Source organism: Nocardia otitidiscaviarum NBRC 14405, from assembly GCF_000308635.1.
GTDB classification, from domain to species: Bacteria; Actinomycetota; Actinomycetes; order Mycobacteriales; family Mycobacteriaceae; genus Nocardia; species Nocardia otitidiscaviarum.
The window spans coordinates 17,989-38,489 of the sequence record NZ_BAGD01000076.1; the positions used below are offsets into that span (position 1 = coordinate 17,989).

The 20,501-nt window shown below is 70.0% G+C and carries 23 protein-coding genes; 5 read left to right on the forward strand and 18 right to left on the reverse strand.

Features of this window, described 5'->3' with window-relative positions:
- Window positions 1-39 precede the first annotated feature (39 nt).
- A complete protein-coding gene (locus ON31_RS15715; RefSeq protein WP_039814508.1) occupies window positions 40-582 on the forward strand; it encodes a PadR family transcriptional regulator in 543 nt (180 codons plus the stop codon).
- On the opposite strand, the gene ON31_RS37965 is transcribed toward ON31_RS15715, so the two are convergent.
- From ON31_RS37965 to ON31_RS15730, 3 genes are all read right to left on the reverse strand, one after another.
- Window positions 575-1,321: a cobalt-precorrin-6A reductase gene (locus ON31_RS37965; protein ID WP_039814510.1), complete on the reverse strand. Its 747-nt coding sequence runs from the start codon at window positions 1,319-1,321 to the stop codon at window positions 575-577. The genes ON31_RS15715 and ON31_RS37965 overlap by 8 nt on opposite strands.
- Window positions 1,318-1,920: a DUF8020 domain-containing protein gene (locus tag ON31_RS37970; protein WP_039814459.1), complete on the reverse strand. Its 603-nt coding sequence runs from the start codon at window positions 1,918-1,920 to the stop codon at window positions 1,318-1,320. Before ON31_RS37970 ends, ON31_RS37965 begins: the two co-directional genes overlap by 4 nt.
- Window positions 1,921-2,001: 81 nt before the next feature.
- The gene (locus ON31_RS15730) at window positions 2,002-2,334 is read right to left on the reverse strand and encodes an ArsR/SmtB family transcription factor (protein ID WP_085996432.1); all 333 of its coding nucleotides are present in this window, start codon (window positions 2,332-2,334) and stop codon (window positions 2,002-2,004) included.
- A 62-nt stretch (window positions 2,335-2,396) separates the two neighbouring features.
- Between ON31_RS15730 and ON31_RS15735 the strand changes: the two genes are divergently transcribed.
- Window positions 2,397-2,738, forward strand: a complete 342-nt coding sequence (locus ON31_RS15735) for a putative quinol monooxygenase (protein WP_051037317.1) — start codon at window positions 2,397-2,399, stop codon at window positions 2,736-2,738.
- A gap of 42 nt (window positions 2,739-2,780) precedes the next feature.
- Here the strand turns inward: ON31_RS15735 and ON31_RS15740 are convergent, their stop codons facing one another.
- From ON31_RS15740 to dprE2, 3 genes are all read right to left on the reverse strand, one after another.
- Window positions 2,781-3,110, reverse strand: coding sequence for a hypothetical protein (locus ON31_RS15740; protein WP_228809709.1), 330 nt, complete (start codon window positions 3,108-3,110; stop codon window positions 2,781-2,783).
- A gap of 75 nt (window positions 3,111-3,185) precedes the next feature.
- A complete protein-coding gene (locus tag ON31_RS15745; RefSeq protein WP_051037320.1) occupies window positions 3,186-4,427 on the reverse strand; it encodes a bifunctional cobalt-precorrin-7 (C(5))-methyltransferase/cobalt-precorrin-6B (C(15))-methyltransferase in 1,242 nt (413 codons plus the stop codon).
- Window positions 4,424-5,173: a decaprenylphospho-beta-D-erythro-pentofuranosid-2-ulose 2-reductase gene (gene dprE2 / locus ON31_RS15750; protein WP_039814462.1), complete on the reverse strand. Its 750-nt coding sequence runs from the start codon at window positions 5,171-5,173 to the stop codon at window positions 4,424-4,426. Before dprE2 ends, ON31_RS15745 begins: the two co-directional genes overlap by 4 nt.
- Before the next feature lie 65 nt (window positions 5,174-5,238).
- On the opposite strand from dprE2, the gene ON31_RS15755 reads away from it, so the two are divergent.
- Together ON31_RS15755 and ON31_RS15760 are read left to right on the forward strand one after the other, a co-directional pair.
- Complete coding sequence (locus ON31_RS15755; protein ID WP_029927955.1) at window positions 5,239-5,658, forward strand: PPOX class F420-dependent oxidoreductase; 420 nt, start codon at window positions 5,239-5,241, stop codon at window positions 5,656-5,658.
- Between the two features lie 94 nt (window positions 5,659-5,752).
- Window positions 5,753-6,412, forward strand: a complete 660-nt coding sequence (locus ON31_RS15760; protein ID WP_039814464.1) for a phosphate signaling complex PhoU family protein — start codon at window positions 5,753-5,755, stop codon at window positions 6,410-6,412.
- A 22-nt stretch (window positions 6,413-6,434) separates the two neighbouring features.
- On the opposite strand, the gene ON31_RS15765 is transcribed toward ON31_RS15760, so the two are convergent.
- Complete coding sequence (locus ON31_RS15765; protein ID WP_039814465.1) at window positions 6,435-7,562, reverse strand: M24 family metallopeptidase; 1,128 nt, start codon at window positions 7,560-7,562, stop codon at window positions 6,435-6,437.
- Between the two features lie 75 nt (window positions 7,563-7,637).
- Between ON31_RS15765 and ON31_RS15770 the strand changes: the two genes are divergently transcribed.
- Window positions 7,638-8,591: a 5'-3' exonuclease gene (locus tag ON31_RS15770; protein WP_039814467.1), complete on the forward strand. Its 954-nt coding sequence runs from the start codon at window positions 7,638-7,640 to the stop codon at window positions 8,589-8,591.
- Between the two features lie 109 nt (window positions 8,592-8,700).
- On the opposite strand, the gene ON31_RS15775 is transcribed toward ON31_RS15770, so the two are convergent.
- The 11 genes from ON31_RS15775 to ON31_RS15825 form a co-directional block, all read right to left on the reverse strand.
- Window positions 8,701-9,408 (reverse strand): DUF4333 domain-containing protein, encoded by a 708-nt coding sequence (locus tag ON31_RS15775; protein WP_039814468.1) that lies wholly within the window; start codon window positions 9,406-9,408, stop codon window positions 8,701-8,703.
- Between the two features lie 57 nt (window positions 9,409-9,465).
- A complete protein-coding gene (locus ON31_RS15780; protein WP_039814469.1) occupies window positions 9,466-12,159 on the reverse strand; it encodes a DEAD/DEAH box helicase in 2,694 nt (897 codons plus the stop codon).
- A 3-nt stretch (window positions 12,160-12,162) separates the two neighbouring features.
- Window positions 12,163-13,131, reverse strand: coding sequence for a twin-arginine translocase subunit TatC (gene tatC, locus ON31_RS15785; RefSeq protein WP_039814471.1), 969 nt, complete (start codon window positions 13,129-13,131; stop codon window positions 12,163-12,165).
- Window positions 13,132-13,222: 91 nt separating this feature from the next.
- On the reverse strand, window positions 13,223-13,480 hold the full coding sequence (gene tatA / locus ON31_RS15790) for a Sec-independent protein translocase subunit TatA (RefSeq protein WP_029927968.1): 258 nt from the start codon (window positions 13,478-13,480) through the stop codon (window positions 13,223-13,225).
- A 62-nt stretch (window positions 13,481-13,542) separates the two neighbouring features.
- Entirely contained in the window at window positions 13,543-14,616 is a 1,074-nt protein-coding gene (locus ON31_RS15795; RefSeq protein WP_051037322.1) for a 2-dehydropantoate 2-reductase, read from the reverse strand.
- 35 nt (window positions 14,617-14,651) lie between these two features.
- On the reverse strand, window positions 14,652-15,569 hold the full coding sequence (locus ON31_RS15800; RefSeq protein ID WP_051037331.1) for a helix-turn-helix transcriptional regulator: 918 nt from the start codon (window positions 15,567-15,569) through the stop codon (window positions 14,652-14,654).
- Window positions 15,570-15,625: 56 nt separating this feature from the next.
- Window positions 15,626-16,618, reverse strand: a complete 993-nt coding sequence (locus ON31_RS15805; RefSeq protein WP_039814473.1) for a helix-turn-helix transcriptional regulator — start codon at window positions 16,616-16,618, stop codon at window positions 15,626-15,628.
- A gap of 372 nt (window positions 16,619-16,990) precedes the next feature.
- Window positions 16,991-18,349: a Pup--protein ligase gene (gene pafA / locus ON31_RS15810; RefSeq protein ID WP_029927975.1), complete on the reverse strand. Its 1,359-nt coding sequence runs from the start codon at window positions 18,347-18,349 to the stop codon at window positions 16,991-16,993.
- Window positions 18,350-18,539: 190 nt separating this feature from the next.
- Window positions 18,540-19,313 (reverse strand): proteasome subunit alpha, encoded by a 774-nt coding sequence (gene prcA, locus ON31_RS15815; RefSeq protein ID WP_039814475.1) that lies wholly within the window; start codon window positions 19,311-19,313, stop codon window positions 18,540-18,542.
- On the reverse strand, window positions 19,310-20,170 hold the full coding sequence (gene prcB / locus ON31_RS15820) for a proteasome subunit beta (RefSeq protein WP_039814477.1): 861 nt from the start codon (window positions 20,168-20,170) through the stop codon (window positions 19,310-19,312). Before prcB ends, prcA begins: the two co-directional genes overlap by 4 nt.
- The gene (locus ON31_RS15825) at window positions 20,167-20,358 is read right to left on the reverse strand and encodes a ubiquitin-like protein Pup (protein ID WP_029927979.1); all 192 of its coding nucleotides are present in this window, start codon (window positions 20,356-20,358) and stop codon (window positions 20,167-20,169) included. Before ON31_RS15825 ends, prcB begins: the two co-directional genes overlap by 4 nt.
- Window positions 20,359-20,501 lie beyond the last annotated feature (143 nt).

Here is a 20,501-nt window from a genome sequence, read left to right on the forward strand (position 1 = left end):
ATTCCATAGTGGAAGATGGCCCGGAGGAAGGGAGTGCAGGTGGCAGACACATCGCAACGCCCGCTCAATTCGACGGCCGCGTCGCTATTGGGATTCCTGCACCAGGGCCCCATGTCCGGCTGGGATCTGGTCGCCCTGGCCCAGGACAAGATCGGTGACTTCTGGACCATCACCCAGAGCCAGGTGTACCGCGAACTCGCCACCATGCATCAGCACGGCCTGGTGGACAAGGGCGAGGCCGGCGCGCGCGACCGCACCCCCTACCGGATCACCGAGGCGGGCCGCGAGGCGTTCGCCCAGTGGATCGCCCGCGATCCGGGCGCGGAGACCATCCGGGTGCCGCTGCTGCTCACCCTGTCCTTCGGCGACTTCGTGGAACCCGACCGGCTGCGCCGCATCATCGACGCCAACCGGGAGATCCACGAACAGCGCCTGGCCGGATACCTCACCGGTCACGACGAGCAGCGGCAGTCCCCGTTCGAGCGGGCCACCCTGGATTTCGGCATCCGCTACGAACGCGCGGTGCTGGAATGGTTCGATCGGCTGCCCGAACTGCTCAGCGAGACCAGTCGGCTCAGCTGAGCCGCTGCGCCGCGCGCAGCCAATCCCAGGCGCCGGCAACGGAATCCACGGACCGCGCCCCCGTCGGCAGCGGCGGGCGGTCCACCACGACCACGGGCAGCCCGCGGGCGCGCGCGGCGTCGAGTTTGGCCTCGGTCTGCGCGCCGCCGCTGTCCTTGGTGACCAGGGCGGTGATCCGATGCGCCGTGAGCAGCGCCGTTTCGTCGGCGACGGTGAACGGGCCGCGTGCCAGCAGCAGTTCGTGCCGGGGCGGCAGCGCGCCCTCGGGCGGATCGATGGCCCGGATGAGGAACCAGTGCCCGCGCAGCGCGGCGAAGGCGCTCACGCCCTGGCGGCCGATGGTGAGGAAGATCCGGTCCCCCAGTCCGGCAACGGCTGTCGCGGCGGCGGACAGATCCGGCACCCGGATCCAGCTGTCCCCCGGGCGCTGCGTCCAGCCCGGTCGGCGCACGTGCAGGATCGGCAGCCCCAGACTCGCGGCGGCCGCGGCGGCATGGTCGGTGATACCGGCCGCGAACGGATGGGTGGCGTCGACCACGGCCTCGATGCGATTGTCCGACAACCAGGTCCGCAGTCCGTCCACGCCGCCGAAGCCGCCGATCCGCACCTGCCCCACCGGCAGCAGCGGGTCGCGGACGCGTCCGGCGAGCGAGGAGACGATCTCGAATCCCCGCTCGCCGGAAGCAGTTTCGGCGAGCACCCGAGCTTCGCGGGTGCCGCCGAGAATCAGGGCCCTCAGGGCTGCCCGCTGAAGTAGGCGGAGCCCGAGTCGATCAGCGGCTGACCACCGGCGACCAGCAGGCCGATGAGCGCGCCGATGATGGCGCCGGGAATCGCGGAGACGACCAGCCCGAGCAGGCCGATGGCGCCGCCGATCACCGCGCCCACGGCCGCGCCGAGCGCGGCGCGCTGCAATTCGGCGAAGAACCACTGTTGCGCGGAGATGGCCCGCGCGTGCGCGTGCGGCCCGACCTCGGGGGTCAGCGACAGTTCCTGACCGTTGTCGGCGACGGCCGCGACGATCCGCACGTCCTCCCCACCGGCTTTTCCGGTCAGCGGCACCTGCGCCACCACCGCACCGGATTCGTTGGTCAGGCTCACGGCCTGCCCGTCGGCGTCGACGCTGAACCGACCGCCGGTGACGCTGGTGACGATGGCGTCGCCCGCCTCGGCCAGCGCGATGGTGTAGTCGACACCCTGATCCTGCCCGTGCACCTGCGCGGAGACCGGCTGCGGTGCGGTGGGCGCTTCCACCGGTGCAGCGTATCCGGTCCCGGCGGCGATTCCGGTGGCGGCGGCGGCGAACAGGGCGGTGGCGGCGAACTTCGTGTACTTCATCAAGTCTCCCGATATGGCTGATACAGGACCCGATGACAATCGAGTCACGGCACGTCACCATACCGTTGACCTATCGATGTTTCAGTTCGGGGCGGCCGCGGTCCGCCGCGCGACCTCGTCGGCCAGCAGCTCGAGCAGGCCGGGAAAGCGCTCGGCCAGATCGGCGCGACGCAATCGCGCCATATTGCTGTTGCCCCGATCGACCTGCCGGATCAACCCCGCCTGCCGCAGTATCCGAAAGTGATGCGTCCGAGTGGCTTTCGAGACCGGCAGTCCGAAGGAGCTGCAATGCCGCTCGGCATCCTCGGCATCGGCCAACAGCGCCAGCACCACCGCCAGGCGGTGTTTGTCGGCCAGGGCGGCCAGTACCGCGCCCAGGTCGAGTTCCGCCGTGCTCGGTTCGTCGGCGACCACGTCCACCCACCTTCCATAGGTACGGTTTGCATCATACCTCAGACGCCGCTAGCGTTCGAGGTATGACAAACACCGTACCTTTCGAGGGGATTCCGTTCACACTGGTCGGCTTCGCCCACCCCAAGCAGGACAAGGTCGAGGAGCTGCGCGAACTACTGCTGTCCTTCGTCGCCCCCACCCGGGAGGAGGACGGCGCGCTCGAGTACCACTTCCATGAACTCGCCGACGACCCGACCACCTTCGTCTTCTACGAGGTGTGGCGCTCAGCCGCCGATCTGGACCGGCACCTGGCCCTGCCGCATATGCGGGAGTTCTGGGAACGCCGCATGGACTACCTGGAACGCGACCTCGACATCCACTACCTCACCATGCGCAGCCCCTACCCCCGCCCGATGGCCGCATAGGCTCCCGGCCCCGCCCGCTCGAGGGCCGACGGTGGGCGCGGGTCAATGGCCCTGCCGCGCGGTCGGATCGGGATGGTGGCGACGGTCGCGACGCCACTCGACGTAGAGCCACAGCGCACCGCACAGCAGCAGTGCCGCGCAGCTGAACGCCGCGATCGTCGCCCATCCGGTGAATCCGTAGCCCGCAGCCGTGAGCGCCAGGGCCAAGGCCACGACACCCAGTCCGCACAGCACGATTCCCGGCACGTTGTAGCCGTCCTCGATACCCTCACCGGCGTGGTGGCGAACTCTTCGCGACCGCCGTCCGAGTTCCGTGCGGGCGAAGACCGGCAGCGCCTCCGATCCTGTCCATCGATGTCGAATCCGAGTCATGAGACACCTCCATCGGGGCGGTGGCGAAACGTCCGCCCGATAGCTGGGATCTACCCAGCGTACGGCGGGCGAACCTCAGTCGCCAGGTTTGCGCACCGACCATTGGGCCACCGGCAACTGCGGTCGCCACGCGGTGAATCCGCCGAGGGGTTCGCCGCGGTGGATCTGGATGCGGCGCAGCGTGCCACCGTGGGTGGCGGACAGGGTGAGCAGCAACGACTCCGATTCGGCGGTGACGGCATTGGCGACCAGGCGGCCACCGGGACGCAGCGCGCCCCAGCAGGCGTCGACCAGGCCGTCCTGGGTCAGGCCGCCGCCGAGGAAGACGGCATCCGGGGCGGGCAGGTCGACGAAGGATTGCGGGGCCGTCCCACGCACCTCGACGCCGGGGACGCCGAGGGCGGTGGCGTTCGCGCCGATCTGCTCCCGCCGCGCCTCCCACCGTTCGAAGGTGACGGCGCGGCAGCTGGGATGCGTGCGGCACCACTCGATGGCGATGGTGCCGGAGCCGCCGCCGACATCCCAGAGCAGCTCGCCCGGCGCGGGGGCCAGCGCGGCGATGGTGAGCGCACGCACCTCCGATTTGGTGAGCTGACCGTCGCCGCCGTACACCGTGTCCGGCAGGCCGGGCAGGCGGCTCAGGCGCACCGCCGCCGGATCGGCCACACAGTCCACGGCCACGATATTGAGGGCGTCCCCGGGCGGATGCGCCCAGGTCGCGGCCGTCCCCGCGACGATCCGCTCCCCCGGACCGCCCAACTGCTCCAGCACCGTCACCGTCGATTCGCCGAAACCGTTGCGCGCCAGCAGTTCCGCCAGCCGCGCCGGGGTGTGCTCGTCGGTGCTCAGCAGCAGCACGCGACGGCCGTCGGCGAGTTCGGGCAGCACCGTCTCCAGCCGCCGCCCCACCGCGCTCACCACCGGCGTCTCGGCCAGCGCCCACCCGAGCCGAGCGCAGGCCAGCGATGCCGAGGACGGCTGCGGCAGCACCCGCAGGGCGTGCGCGCCGACCAGCCGGGCCAGTGTCACGCCGATGCCGTAGAACATCGGATCACCGCTGGCGAGGACGCAGACTCGTTCCCCCGCATAGCGTTTCAGCAGTCCGGTGAGGGCGGGCAGCAGCGGCGAGGGCCAGCTCACCCGGGCGGCGCGGCCGTCGTCGGGCAGCAGTGCCAGCTGCCGCGCCGACCCGAGCACCACCTCCGCGTCGGTCAGCGCCCGCCGCGCCAGCCCGCCGAGGCCGTCCCAGCCGTCCGCGCCGATGCCGATCACCGTGATCGGCTGCGCGACCGGCCAATCCAGCGCCGCGGCGCTCATCGCGGCATCCGCCGCCAGACCGACCGCGGCACCAGCCGCATGGCGAGGAACATCAACCGCAGCGCGCCGGGCACCACCGCGACCCGCGAGCGCCGCCGCAGCCCCGCCACCACGCCGTCGGCCACCTGGTCCGGGGTGCTGGACAGCGGGGCCGGTTCCATGCCCGCGGTCATCCGCCCGATCACGAAGCCCGACCGCACCAGCAGCAGGTGTACCCCGCTGCCGTGCAGGGCGTCGGCGAGGCCGCTGGCGAATCCGTCCAGTCCGGCCTTGGCCGAGCCGTACACGTAGTTGGCGCGGCGCACCCGCACCCCGGCGATGGAGCTGAAGGCCACGATCTGCCCGCCGCCCTGGGCCCGCAGCAGATTCGCGAGCACGGTCAGCATGCTCACCTGGGCCACGTAGTCGGTGTGCACCACCGCCACCGCGTGCGCCGGATCCCGCTCGGCTCGCGCCTGATCGCCCAGTACGCCGAAGGCCACCACCGCGACGCCGATCCGGCCGTACTCGGCCGCCACCTTCTCCAGCAGCGGCTGATGGCCCGCCGTATCGTCGGCATCGAATTCCACCGCGTGCACGGCGGCGGCGCCCGCGGCGGTGAGCGCGCGCCGCTCCTCGTCGAGATCGCCGCTGCGGCGCGCGGCCAGCACCACGACCCGCCCGGGTGCGAGCCGCCGTGCCACGGCCACCCCGATCTCACTGCGCCCACCCAGCACCAGCACCACGCCATCGTCGATCTCGGCCATGGCGCTCAGTCTGCCAAAGGGACCGGTGCGGTCCGGCCGCCGCCCGGAGTTGGTAGCGTCGGACCATGCCGACCCCGCGCCCCGAGCTGTCCGCCGCCGCCCTCGAATTCGTCGCCGAACGCCACCTGGCGACGCTGAGCACGCTGCGCGCCGACGGCACCCCGCATGTGGTGGCGGTGGGTTTCACCTGGGATCCGGAGGCCGGGGTCGCGCGGGTGATCACCAGCGACGACAAGGTGAAGGTGCGCAATGTGCGCCGGTCGGGGTACGCGGCGGTGAGTCAGGTGGACGGCCCCCGGTGGCTCACCCTGGAGGGTCCGGCCGAGGTGCTCGACGACGCGGTGAGCGTGGCCGACGCGGAGCGGCGGTACGCGCGGCGCTACCGGGTGCCGCGGGAGAACCCGAACCGGGTGGTCATCGCCATCAAGGTGCAGCGGGTGCTGTCGAGCGGCACGCTGAAGAACGGCGGCGCGGCCGCGCACTGAGTCGCATCGGGGGCATGTCACTCCGAATTCGCATACCTGCCGGTCCATTTCGCGAATTTGTGCGTCCCGCCCACTCGGCAGCGAAGATAACTCCGTGCGGACGAAATTCTCCTACGAGCTCACCACGCTGACCCATGAGCTCGCCCACATGGCGCGACTCGCGCACGAGGCCACCGAGCGGGCCACGGCCGCGCTGACCGACACCGATCTGGGCGCCGCCTACGAGGTCTTCGCCCTCGAGGAGCAGCTACAGGCCAAGCACGCCACCTGCGAGGACAGATCGGTCATCCTGCTGGCGCTGGAGGCGCCCGTCGCACGCGACCTGCGCCATGTGGTGACCGCCATCCAGATCGCCGACGACCTCAACGGCATCGGCGGCGCGCTCAGCCGGGTGGCCGACAGCGTGGTGCGCCGCCACCCGCTGCCCGTGGCGCCGCCGCACGTGGTCACCCTGCTGACCGGAATGGCCACGGCCACCACGAATCTGGCCGCCGCCGCGGTGGCGGCCATCGTCGCTCGACCACCCTCCCCGGATCTGGCGCCGATTCCCGCCGACGACACCCTCGACCGGCTGCATCGCCAAGTGCTGCGGGTGGTCGGCGACACCAGCTGGGCGCACGGCGCCGCCATGGCGGTGGACGTGGCCCTGCTGGCGCAGCACTACGACCGCTGCGCCGCACACTGCGTCCGCATCGGACGCCTGATCCGCTTCCTGCACACCGGAATTCCGCTCTCGGCGCAGGTGGAACCCTGACGCCGAGCGCGTCCACGGTCCGCTAGAGCCGGGTCAGGCCGTGCGGGCGGGTATTGACCGATTCGCAGCCGTCCTCGGTCACCACGACGATGTCCTCGATGCGGGCGCCCCACTCACCGGCGAAATAGATGCCCGGTTCGACGCTGAAGGCCATCCCCGCCGCGAGCGGAATGTCGTTGCCCGCCACGATGTAGGGCTCCTCGTGCACCGACAGGCCGATGCCGTGCCCGGTGCGGTGCACGAAGTTGCGGCCCAACCCGGCGGCGACCAGGCGATCGCGGGCGGCGGCGTCGACGGCGTGCGCGGTCACGCCGGGCCGGACCGCGGCCACCGCGGCGGCCTGGGCGCGCTCCAATTCGGTGAACTGGGCCGCGATCTCCTCGGACGGTTCGCCGAGCACATAGGTGCGGGTGCAGTCGGAGAAGTAGCCGGGTTCGACCGGGCCGCCGATATCGACGACCACCACGTCCCCGTCGGAGATCACCCGATCGGACACCTCGTGGTGCGGATCCGCGCCGTGCGGGCCGCTGCCCACGATCACGAAGGCGGCGCCGGTGTGGCCCTCCTCGACGATGGCCGCGGTGATGTCGGCGGCCACCTCGCGCTCGGTGCGGCCGACGCGCAGGAACTCGCCCATCCGCGCGTGCACCCGGTCGATGGCGGCGCCCGCCCGGCGCAGCGCGTCGATCTCGGTGGCGTCCTTGATCATTCGCAGCTGCCGCAGGATCGGGGTGGCCGAGACGGGCAGCTGGCGCAGGGTCTCGGCGACGGGCAGCAGGTGCAGGGCGGGCATGTGGTCGTCCACGGCGGTGCGCGCGCCCGCGTTCAGCACCGATTTCACCAGCGCGTACGGATCGACCCCGTCGGTCCAGTCGACCACCTGCAGGCCCAGTTCGCCCGCCGCCGAACCGCCCAGCGCGGCCAGTTCCAGCTTGGGGATGATCACCGACGGCGTCTCCCCGGACGCCGGAACCACCAGGCAGGTGAGCCGTTCGAACGACTGCGCCCGGGAACCGATCAGATATTGCAGGTCGGGGCCGGGGGTGATGAGCAGCGCGTCCAGATGGGCGGCGCGGGTCAACTCCGCCGCCCGCTCCAGTCGCGCTCCGTAGACGTCCGCTGTGAACCGTGACTCGTCGTGAGAGCTCATAGGGTTCGACGTTACCCGTGTCGCGGCGCGACCTCGACACCGTCTGTCGGCGGCGGGCGGTAGCGTCTGGAGACCATGAGCAACCCCACCGGTCCGCTGCTGCTGCTCGACGGAGCCAGTCTCTGGTTCCGCGCGTTCTACGCCATCCCGGAGAAGATCACCGCACCCGACGGACAGCCGGTGAACGCGCTGCGCGGGTTCACCGATATGGTCGCCGCGCTGATCAAACAGCATCGGCCGAGTCGGCTGACGGTCTGCCTGGATCTGGACTGGCGGCCGACCTTCCGGGTGGATCTGGTGCCCTCCTACAAGGCGCACCGGCTCGCCGACGCCGCCGATCCGGAGGTCGAGGAGGTGCCCGACACCCTCACCCCGCAGGTCGACATGATCCTGCGGATGCTGGAGGCCGCCGGGATCGCCACCGCGGGCGCGGACGGGCTGGAGGCCGACGACGTGATCGGAACCCTCGCCACCCGGGAGCGCGACAGCGAGGTGATCGTGGTGAGCGGCGACCGTGACCTCATGCAGCTGGTGCGCGACGACCCGGCGCCGCCGGTACGGCTGTTCTACGTGGGTCAGGGGCTGGCCAAGGCACAGCTGTGGGGTCCGGCCGAGGTGGCGGCGAAATACGGTGTGCCCCAGCAGAACGCGGGCCCGGCCTACGCGGATATGGCGACCCTGCGCGGTGACGCCTCGGACGGACTGCCCGGCGTGGCGGGCATCGGCGACAAGTCCGCCGCCACCCTCATCTCCCGATTCGGCTCACTCGAGGCGCTGCGCGCGGCGGTGGCCGATCCGGCCGCCGACCTGGCCAAGGGGGTGCGCGCCAAACTCGCCGCGGCCGACGACTATCTGCGGGCCGCGGCCCAGGTGGTGCGGGTGGTGCGCGATGCCGAGGTGGAGTTCTCCCGGACCGACGCGCTGCCCGCGGCACCGGTCGATCCCGCCGCACTGGACGGGCTGGCCGCCGCCTACAACGCCGAGAGCCCGATCAAGCGTCTGGTGACCGCCATGCGCGCCAACGCCTGAGCACCGGAACGGCGAGAGCCGGTTCCCAGTGACGCATGTCGCGGGAAGCCGACTCTCGTACCGGGCGTTCGCGATCGGGGTGTCCGCGATCGACTCGGCTGAAAACGACTCAGCTGGGGCGGCCGACCTCGTAGGTGCCGTCCTCCTTGGTGACCTTGATGGTCACCTTCTTGTCCTCGCCGCCCACCTTCAGGGTGCAGTCGAAGGTGTTGTCGATCTCCACCTTCTGACCGGACGGGCAGCTGACGTCCTTGACGTCCTCGATGCCGTAGGAATCCTTCAGCACCTTCTGCACGCCGTTCTGCACGGCGTTGTTGTCCAGCTGATCCTTGGCGGTCAGGAAGAACACGCCGCCGATGACCGCGGCCACCACCACGACCGCGCCGACCACCGCCGCGATGATGACGCCGGTCTTCTTCTGCTGCGGCGGCTGAGCGCCCGGCCAGGGCTGACCCGGCTGACCCGGCTGCTGCTGTTCCCAGCCCGGCTGCCCCGGCTGCCCCTGCTGCGGCCACTGCGGCTGGCTCTGGCCCCACTGCTGCCCACCGGGCTGCTGCTGGTTCCAGTCGGTGCCGGACTGGCCCTGCTGCGGCCACTGCGGCTGGCTCTGCCCCCACTGCTGCCCACCGGGCTGCTGCGGCGGCTGGCCCCACTGTCCCTGGGGCTGCTGCTGATCGCCCCACTGCTGGGTGGGCGGCGCGGGCTGCTGCTGGCCGCCCCACTGCTGTCCGGGTACGCCACCGGTCCACTGCTGAGTCGGGTCGTGACTACCCTGTCCTCCGCCCGGTGCGTCGTTCGGTCCGTACGGGCCGCTCATCTGCTTGCCTCCACTCGCGATCGTCGTACTCGAGGAATCAAAGCACAACCGTTGTCATCACGCCGCGTCCACCGCCACGACACCCCGCCGGATGGCGCGCACCGCCTTGGCCGCCGTGGCCGCCACCTCCTCATCGTCGGCCGTATTGTGGATCTGGTCCAGCAGGTCGATCACCTGGCGGCACCAGCGCACGAAATCGCCCGCCGAGAGCGGATTCCCGCGATCCCCGCTGGCCAGCAGCGCGTCTACCAGATCGTCGCCGCGCGCCCAGGTGTGGATGCCCGACAGGAACCCGAGGTCGGGTTCCCGGGTCGGCGACAGCTTGTGCCGGGCCTCGTCGGACCGCAGCCGCGACCACACCCCGATGGTGGCCTCCACCGCGCGGCGGCTGGGCGCGGTCGGCCCGGACGCCCCGAGATAGCCGCCCTCCTGGCGGGATTCGTACACCAGGATGGACACCACGGCCGCCAGCTCGGCCGGTCCCAGCCCGCGCCACAGCCCCTGGCGCAGACATTCGGCCACCACCAGATCGGCCTCGGCGTAGATGCGCGCCAGCCGCCGTCCGTCCGCGGTGACCTCGCCGTCGTCGACGTAGCCGCGTTCCTCGAGCAGGCCGACGATGCGGTCGAAAGTGCGGGCCAGGGAGTTGGTGGTGGCGGCGACCTGCTGGCGCATGGAGTCGGTCTCGCGCTGCACCCGGTTGTAGCGTTCGCCGATGCGCGCCAGCTGTTCCCGATCCGGGCGGGTGTGCGCGGGATGCGCGCGCAGCGCCCGCCGCAGCGACTGCAATTGCGCATCGTCGGCGGCGCGGGACTTCTTGCCGCCCTTGTACCGTGGCACGGTGATCCCGGTGCTGCGCAGCGCCGACGCCAGATCGCGGCGCACCCGCGCGGTGCGGTGGTCGACGTGGCGGGGCAGCCGCAGGCGGCCCAGCGGTTCGGCGGGGGTCGGGAAGTCGGCGGCCGAGATCCGACCCGCCCATTTGTCGGCGGTGAGCACCAGCGGGCGCGGATCGCCCGGTGAGGCATCGGGTTCCAGGATCACCGCGAGGCCGGAGCGCCGCCCGGTGGGAATGGCCACCACATCGCCGCGGCGCAGCGAGCTCAGCGACGACACCGCCGCCGAGCGGCGGTCGGTGCGGCCCTGCCGTTCGATGCTGCGCTCGCGTTCCCGAATACGTTCGCGCAGTTGGAAATACTCCAGGAAGTCGTCGTCGCCGAGCTGGGAGCGCAGTTTGCGCAGCGTGCCCTCATTGCGTTCGATGCCGCGCACCAGACCGACCACCGACCGGTCGGCCTGGAACTGGGCGAAGGACCGCTCCAGCAGCGCACGCGAATCCGCCGCGCCCATCCGGTCGATGAGGTTGATCGACATGTTGTAGCCGGGCCGGAAGGAGCTGCGCAGCGGATAGGTGCGGGTGGAGGCCAGACCGGCCACCGCACTGGTGTCCACGTCGGGGGTCCACATCACCACCGCGTGGCCCTCCACGTCGATGCCGCGCCGCCCGGCACGCCCGGTGAGCTGGGTGTACTCCCCCGGTGTCAGCTCCGCGTGGCTCTCGCCGTTGAATTTCACCAACCGCTCCAGCACCACCGTGCGCGCGGGCATGTTGATGCCCAGAGCCAGTGTCTCCGTGGCGAATACGGCCCGGACGAGGCCCTTCACGAACAGTTCCTCGACGGTGTGCCGGAAGGCGGGCAGCATGCCGGCGTGGTGGGCGGCCAGGCCGCGGTGCAGCGCCTCGCGCCACTCCCAGTAGCCGAGCACCTCCAGATCCGACTTGGGCAGATCCCCGGTGTGCTTCTCGATGATGGCCGTCACCTCGTCGGTGTCCCCGTCCCGGGACAGGTCCAGCCGGGAGCGCAGGCACTGCGCCAACGCGCCGTCACACCCCGCCCTGCTGAAGATGAAGGTGATGGCGGGCAGCAACCCCTCCTCGTCGAGCCGCGCCAGCAGCTCCGGGCGCGGCAGCGGCCGGAACATGCGGCGGCCCCCGCCGCGCCCGCGGCCGCCGGGCACCGCCCAGCCTTCCATCCGGTCCACCGCCTCCCGGTGCCGGATGTAGCGCACCAGGTCCTCGTCCACGAGCACCTTCTGATCGCTGGACTTGGTGTCGAACAGGTCGAACATGCGCCGCCCCACCATGACGTGCTGCCACAGCGGCACCGGCCGGGTCTCGTCCACGATCACCGCGGTGTCGCCGCGCACGGTCTCCATCCACGCGCCGAACTCCTCGGCATTGGAGACCGTCGCCGACAGCGAGACCAGGCGCACCTCGGGCGGCAGGTGCAGGATGACCTCCTCCCACACCGCGCCGCGGAACCGGTCGGCGAGGTAGTGCACCTCGTCCATCACCACATAGGACAGGCCGTGCAGCGCGTCCGAACCGGCGTAGAGCATATTGCGCAGCACCTCGGTGGTCATGACCACCACGGGCGCGTCCGGATTGATGGACTGGTCGCCGGTGAGCAGGCCGACCGCGTCGCGGCCGTGCCGCTCGGTGAGGTCGGCGAACTTCTGGTTCGACAACGCCTTGATGGGAGTGGTGTAGAAACATTTGCCCCCGGAGGCCAGCGCCAGGTGGACCGCGAATTCACCCACCACGGTCTTGCCCGCGCCGGTGGGCGCGCAGACGAGGACGCTGTGCCCGCCCTCCAGGGCCTTGCACGCGTCCTCCTGGAACGGATCCAGGCTGAATTTCAGTTCGGCGGCGAATGCCGCCAGTTCGCCAGTGAGCGACCGATCTGCCACTCGTCAGAGGGTATCGGAGTAATCCGACGTCGAACGTATGGTTTTCTCCGGCGCGGCGACCGGGTCGGGTGCGCCGACCGGTTCCGGGCGCTCGATCGCGCCTGGTCCGCCGCTCAGCGGGGACGCCTGATCATCGGAGAGCGCGCCCCAGCTCTCGGCCTGTCGCGCCTTGCGCCTGTCGTTGAGCCGCGCGATCTGGACCGCCAGTTCGAACAGCACGGTCAGCGCGAAGGCCAGCGCCAGCATGGAGAACGGATCCTGCGGGGTAACGATGGCCGCGAACACGAACAGGCCGAAGATCATGCCGCGCCGCCACTTCACCAGCTTCTCGTAGGTGAGCACGCCGATGAAATTGAGCCCGACGATGATGAGCGGTGTCTCGAAGCTGACACCGAAGATGATCAGCAGCTGGATGATGAAGCTGAAGTACTCCGTACCGCTCAACGCCGTGATCTGCACGTTGTCGCCGATTCCCATGAGGAATTCCAGCGCGTGCGCGACCACCCAGTAGGCGAGCACCGCGCCCGCGGTGAACAGCGTCGCGCCCGACGCCACGAAGGAGACCGCGTACTTGCGCTCCTTGGCGTACAGGCCGGGGGTGATGAAGGCCCACAGCTGGTACAGCCAGACCGGACTGGCCAGCACGATACCCGCGGTGAGGCCGACCTTCAGGCGCAGCATGAACTGCTCGAACGGTCCGGTGGCCAGCAGGCGGCATTCGCCGTCGGCGGTGAGCGCGGCGCGTTTGGCCGGGTCCAGCGCACAGTAGGGGCCGCGCAGGATATCGCCGAGGCTGTCCATCCAGAGGAAGGAGTGCGAGTACCACAGGAAACCGAGCACCGAGGTCAGCACCACCGCGAGGATGGACTTCAGCAGTCGGGACCGCAGCTCGTGCAGATGCTCGACCAACGACATGGTGCCGTCGGGATTCGTTCTACGCCGACTGCGCCGGGGGTCGAACGGAATGCGCATGGATGTGATGCCTCGCTGATCGCCTGGCGCCGGACCTGGACAGAACTCGCCCCGGGACGAGATCCTCATCCCGGGCGTTACGACAGGGCGGTTACGCCTTGTTCAGATCGGACTTGGGCTGCTGGACCGGCGTGCCGGGCTGCTGGGCGGCGGGCAGTTCCGGCGCGGGGGCCTGGGCCTGCGTGGTCTTGTCCTTGTCACCCTCGGACTGCATCTCGCTCATCTCGCTCTTGAAGATGCGCAGCGACCGTCCGAGACCCCGGGCCGCGTCCGGAAGCCGCTTGGCCCCGAACAGAACCAGGAACACCAACGCGATGATGATCCAGTGCGTCGCGCTCAATGAACCCATTCGACTTCCTCCAAACTCGTAGTCACCTGATGCTACCCGACCGGCATATGGCGAACCATTTGTCAACCCTGGTTCGACCGCTGGTCACCCGGATTTGCCCGGATGTTACCCACGGCGGACCGATCCGCCGCCGCACCGAGTTCGGCCAGCAGTTCCGCACCCGACCAGGTGCGACGGTCGCCGTTCTCGGCGGCCGTGACGAGCTCGACGAGGCGCTGGTTCACCGGCGTCGGCATCCCGACGATCTTGCCCAGGCTCACGATTTCACCGCTCAGCCAGGCGATTTCGGTGCTGCGCCCGGCGGCCAGATCATCGGCCATGGAGGAGCGCGCCACCGGGTCCACCGCCAGCACCGTGCCCGCCACCCGGGTGAAGACGGCATCGGGGACGGTCAGCAGCCGCGCCATCAGCTCCGGCGGCAGCGCGGTGAGCCGGGCCGGGCGAATGCGGGCGCGGGCCATGGCGCGCAACGCCTCCCGCTGCGCCAGCGCCAGACAGCGCCGGTAGTCCCGCTGGGCCAGCTGCTCGCGCAGCGGGCGGCCGGACAGCGCGTTGATCGGGTTGTTCAGGTTGAGCAGCAGTTTCGCCCACTGCACCGGCAGCAGGTCCGGATAGCGGCGCACCCCCAGCCGGGAGCGGTCCAGCACCGGCCGGAAGCGGTCCAGGGCCGGATCGTCGGCCACGGCGATACCGCCCGCCGTGCCGCGATGGAAGCGGCCGCCGCCGTGGTGCACCACATTGAACATGACCATGCCCGGCAGCACCACGCAGGTGGGCAGCAGCTCGCGGATGACCGTATCGTTGCCGATACCGTTCTGCAGGCTCACCACCACCGTGCCGGGGGCCAGCCGTCCCGCCAATTCGCTTGCGGCCGAAGCGGTATCGCGCGACTTCACACAGATCAGCACCAGATCCGCGGCATCGACCCCGGCGGTGGAGGTGGCGGTGCGGAAGGCGTCCGGCGCGACCCGCTCGTCGCGTCCGTCCAGATCGGTGAGCCGCAGGCCGGAGGCCCGCAGCTCGTCGAGCAGCCGGGGACGGCCGACGAAGGTGACATCCGCCCCGGCGGCGGCCAGCGCGCCGCCCACATAGCTACCGATACTGCCCGCGCCGAGCACCAGCACACGACATGTCACCGGGACCGACCTCCTCACACCCTGTCCTCGCCACGCTATCCGGCGTCGGCCAGCGCGGCGTAGGCGGCCAGCGCCGCACTCGACCGGTCCCGCACCGCGCTCACCAGATCCGGCGGCCCCAGCACGGTGACGCCGGAACCGAAACCGAGCAGCAGCCGGGCCATCCAGTCCAGGGTGGCGAAACGCATGGTGGCCTCGACACTGCCGTCCGGGTGCGTCGTCACCCGGTGCATCGGATACTGATCCAGCACCCACGCGTAGTCGGCGTGAATCCGCAGGCGCGCCAAGGGGACCGCGGGATCGTCCACGAACAGGTTCAACCCCGCGGACTCGTCGGTGGCGTCCACCGGCGGGTGGGCGGGCTCGTCGAGTTCGGTGGCCTCCTCGATGCGGTCCAGGCGGAACAGCCGCACGCCCTCGGCCTGGCGGCACCAGGCCTGCAGATAGGAGTTGTTGTCCACCAGGACGATTCGAATGGGATCGACCACGCGCTCCGAGACCACGTCGCGGCTGGCCGAGTAGTACACCAGGCGCAGCGCGCGATTGCGGGCCAGTGCCGAGCGGACGGTGGCCACCGCTGGGGCCTCCACCGGCGCGGCGGCGCGAATCTCGGCCTCCCGCCCGGAGATCGCGGATTCGATCTTGGCGGTGGCGGAGTGCGCCGCGCTCGGATCGACCATGCCCGGCAGGTCCGCGATCGACCGCAACGCCACCAGCAGGGCCGTCGCCTCGGTGGAGGTCAGGCGCAGCGGGCGGTCGATGCCCGCGGAGAAGGTGACCTCGATGCTCTCCTCGGAGAAGGACAGGTCGATGAGATCACCCGGACCGTACCCGGGCAGACCGCACATCCAGAGCTGATTCAGATCGCTCATCAGCTGCTTGGTGGTGACCCCCAGCTCGGTGGCGGCCTCGGCGGCGCTGATCCCCGGATTCGCCAGGAAGTACGGCACCATGTTCAACAGCCGCGACAGCCGCACCGACAGTCGGCTCCCGGTGACCTTGGGACTGCTCACGCCGTGACCTCCGTCTGTTCCAGCACCGACCGGAGGCGGCCGATCACCGTGTCGCGCAACTCTTCCGGGGCCAGCACCAGGGCGTCGGGGCCGAGGCCGGTGAGCAGGCGGGCCAGCCAGTCGCGGGAGCGGACCGGCACCTCCACCACCGAGCCGGGGCGGCCGCCGATCTCGCGCTCCTCCATGGTCGCGCCGAGGCGGCGGATCTCCTGACCGCGACCCTTGGCCACCCAGACGGTGGCGGAGCCGGTGATCGGGGCCTGGCTGGTCACCCGGGTCACGATCTCGCGCAGATCGACGTTCTCGGGCTTGTGCACCGCGTTGACCGGTCCGTAGGGGGTGACCCGCTCCCCGATCCGGGAGATCCGGAAGGTGCGCACATCGTCGCGGGCGTTGTCGTGGCCGACCAGGTACCAGCGGCCGTGCTGGGTCACCACACCCCAGGGCAGCACATCGCGCTCGATGTACTCGTCGCCGCTGGTGCGATGCGGGAACCGCACCGCCTGTCCGGCGTCGATGGCGGCCAGCAGCCTGCCCAGCACCGGTTCCGCGCCGCGGGTGCGCGCCGGCACCGCGGGCACCGACGCCACCCCGTTCTCGGGTTCGACGTGCACCCCGGCCGCACGCAGCTTCAACAGCGCGCCCTCCACGGCGGTCGCCAGTTCGGGGGATTCCCACAACTGCACGGCCACCGCGACGGCCGCGGCTTCCTCACGGGTCAGATCGATATCGGGTAGTTCGTAGGCATCCCGGTTGATGCGGTAGCCCTCCACGCTGGAGAACCGGCTGACCGGACCGATCTCGAGGGGTATGCCCAGATCGCGCAGCTCGTTCTTGTCCCGCTCGAACATCCGGCTGAACGCCTCGTCACTCGCGGACTCCTCGTACCCCGCCACCGATTCCCGAATCCGCTCGGCGGTCAGGAACTGGCGCGTCGACAGCAGCGCGATAACCAGATTCATCAACCGCTCGACCTTGGATATCGCCACCCGATAGAGAGTAGTGTGCGCGCCGAGCCGGTGCCGCACGACCCGGTCGGTTCCGTCCCGGGCATGGCCCCGGCCGCGGCACCGGGCCGCGGCCAGACGGGCCCATCGACGCTGCGCGGCCCCGGCGCGTCCGCGCGGGATCGCACCGCCCCGGCGCATCAACCGCCTCGGCACCGCCGACGTGCGCCCCACGCCCGGCCCGGCGGCACACACCACGCGTCCGGCTGGACTCCGCACCGGAGCGCGATGCCGATCGCACGCCGCGTCCGGCTGTGCAGGCCGGTCCGACAGGCCGATCGGACAGGCGGGCCGGACAGCTCGAGAGGCCGGGTCCCGGTCGCGGGTCCCGGCCTCTCGACTACCCTCGAACGCTCACATCGAGGCGATGAGCCGGTCCACGCGCTCGTCGACCGAGCGGAACGGGTCCTTGCACAGCACGGTGCGCTGCGCCTGGTCGTTGAGCTTGAGGTGGACCCAGTCGACGGTGAAGTCGCGGCCCGCCTCCTGGGCGGCGGTGATGAAATCGCCGCGCAGTTTGGCGCGGGTGGTCTGCGGGGGCGTGGTGACCGCCGCGTCCACGGCGTCGTCCTCGGTCACCCGCTTGGCCAGGCCCTTGCGCTGCAACAGGTCGAACACGCCGCGACCGCGCTTGATGTCGTGGTAGGCCAGGTCCAGCTGAGCGATCTTGGGGTCGGACAGCTCCATGCTGTAGCGGTCCTGGTAGCGCTGGAACAGCTTGCGCTTGATCACCCAGTCGATCTCGGTGTCGACCTTGGCGAAGTCCTGCGCCTCGACCGCGTCGAGGGTGCGGCCCCACAGATCCACCACGGCGTCGACCTGCGGATCGCGTTCGCGGTTGCGTAGATGTTCGACCGCGCGGGCGTAGTACTCGCGCTGAATGTCCAGCGCCGACGCCTGCCGCCCGCCCGCCAGCCGCACCGGGCGGCGACCGGTCAGATCGTGGCTCACCTCGCGGATGGCGCGAATCGGATTGTCCAGCGCGAAGTCTCGGAACGACACCCCCGCCTCGATCATCTCCAGCACCAGCGAGGCCGTGCCCACCTTCAGCATGGTGGTCGGCTCGGCCATATTGGAATCGCCGACGATGACGTGCAGCCGCCGATACTTCTCCGCGTCGGCGTGCGGCTCGTCGCGGGTGTTGATGATGGGCCGGGAGCGGGTGGTGGCCGAGGAGACGCCCTCCCAGATGTGCTCGGCGCGCTGCGACAGGCAGAACGTGGCCGCCTTGGGCGTCTGCAGCACCTTGCCCGCCCCGCAGATGAGCTGGCGGGTCACCAGGAACGGCAGCAGCACATCGGAAATGCGGGAGAACTCACCGGCCCGCACCACCAGGAAGTTCTCGTGGCAGCCGTAGGAGTTGCCCGCCGAGTCGGTGTTGTTCTTGAACAGGTAGATGTCCCCGCCGATCCCCTCCTCCGCCAAGCGCTGCTCGGCGTCGATGAGCAGATCCTCGAGGACTCGCTCCCCCGCCCGGTCATGGGTGACCAGCTGCACCAGGCTGTCGCATTCGGCCGTCGCGTACTCCGGGTGGGAGCCGACATCGAGGTAGAGCCGGGCACCGTTGCGGAGGAACACGTTCGAGCTACGGCCCCAGGAAACCACCCGGCGGAACAGATACCGGGCCACCTCGTCAGGGCTCAACCGACGGTGACCGTGGAACGTACACGTCACCCCGAATTCGGTCTCGATCCCCATAATTCGTCGCTGCACACCATCGACATTACAGCGAGAGACAGCCGCGCAAGGGCGGTCGAACGATCCCGATGCATACGTCTTGACAACGATTCGGCACGGAATGCAACGCCGCATCCCCTGCTGGCAGCCATAAAACAAGCCCCCGTCGCACTCTGCTGTGCGGAGTGCAAAGGGGGCCGTTTTCGTCTCTGGTGGAATCGAATTGCTACGGGTTCGACGGATCTCCCGCCGACGGTTTCTCGGCCGCGTCGGCCGAGGTCGCCTCGCTGGTTCTACCGGTGATCACATCCTGGAGAGTCGCCGCCGGAATACGGCGGAATGCCCGCCGGGGCCGGGCTTGCTCCAGGGTTGCCACCTCCAGGGATCCGACGCCGAGCGGCTTGCGATCCTTTTCGGCCTCGGGCGCGCCCTTCTGCAGTGCCTGCAATGCCACACCCATTGCCGAGTGCAGATCCAGGCCGGGTCGATAGGACGCCTTGAGGGCGGTCTGGATGGGTTCGGTATTGCCGCCCATGACCACGAATTCCCGCTCGTCGACTATCGAGCCGTCGAAGTTGATCCGGTACAGCACCGCATCCGGGTCCTGCTCCGGATAGCCGACCTCGCCGATGCAGATCTCCACTTCGAACGGCTTGAGCTGATCGGTGAAGATGGACCCCAGCGTGGAGGCGTACATATTGGCCAGCGCCCGGCCGGTCACATCCCGCCGGTCGTACTGGTAGCCGCGCAGGTCGGCCTGCAGAATGCCGCCCCGGCGCAGATTCTCGAACTCGTTGTACTTGCCGACCGCGGCGAACCCGACCCGGTCGTACAGCTCACTCACCTTGTGCAGGGTCGCCGAGGGGTTCTCGGCGACGAACAGCACGCCCTTGTCGTACACCAACACCACGACACTGCGGCCGCGAGCGATACCCTTGCGCGCGAGCTCGGTCTTGTCGCGCATGATCTGTTCGGCCGACGCGTAGTACGGCAGTGTCATGCTTCGCCGCTCCCTTCAGCGGCCGCCGCGACGCGATCGTCCACGATGGCCCGCGTAATCTCTGCCAGCCGGTCCTCGGTCACTTCCGCCGCGCCCTCGGCATCGATGGTGATGGCCGTGGGGTAGATTCCGCGCATGGTGTCCGGGCCGCCGGTGGCGGTGTCGTCATCGGCCGCGTCGAACAGCGACTCGACCGCGATGCGCAGCGCTCGTTCCTGATCGAGGCCGCGGCTGTAGGTCTTCTTCAGCGACGACTTGGCGAACAGCGAACCCGAGCCCACGGCGGTGTACCCGAACCGCTCCTCGCTGCGTCCGCCCACCACGTCGTAGGACACGATGCGCCCGGCCCGGTCGGGGTCCAGGGCGGCCGGATCGAAGCCCACCAGCAGCGGCACGACCGCCAGGCCCTGCAGCGCCGCGGGCAGGTTGTCGCGCACCATCTTCGACAGCTTGTTGGACTTGCCGTCGAAGGTGAGCGGGACGCCCTCGATCTTCTCGTAGTACTCGAGCTCCACGGCGAAGAGCCGGATCATCTCGATCGCCATACCCGCGGTGCCCGCGATCCCGGCCGCCGAGTACGAGTCGGTGATGTACACCTTCTCGATATCCCGGCTGGCCAGCAGATTGCCCTGGGTGGCGCGCCGGTCACCGGCGATCACCACCCCGCCGCGGTAGGAGACCGCGACGATGGTGGTGCCGTGCGGTGCGAAATCCGACGGCGCGACACCGCTGACATGCCCGCCGTCGGACCGGAACTTGTTGGCGGGCAACAGTTCCGGCGCGTTCACTCGCAGATATTCGGAGAAGGAGGAGAGGGCGTACCCCGTGTGGAGACGCAAGGGGTCACCCGCTGTCACTGGCCGCCCTTCTGAACGTAGGCGCGCACGAAGTCTTCCGCGTTCTCCTCGAGGACGTCATCGATCTCGTCGAGCAGGTCGTCGGTATCCTCCGCCAGCTTCTCGCGGCGCTCCTGTCCCGCTCCCCCGTCGACGGGGCCCTCGTCCTCGTCGCCGCCACCGGCGCGCTTGGTCTGCTCTTGTGCCATAGCAGCCGACCTCCTCTGTACTGATCATCGGCGAGAACGGACGTTCGAAACCGATCTCGTCCCACAACACTACCCAGCCGAGGCGACATCATGCGGGATTCGCCCGCAATGTGCCCCGGCCGCGACACCCGCGCAATACGTGA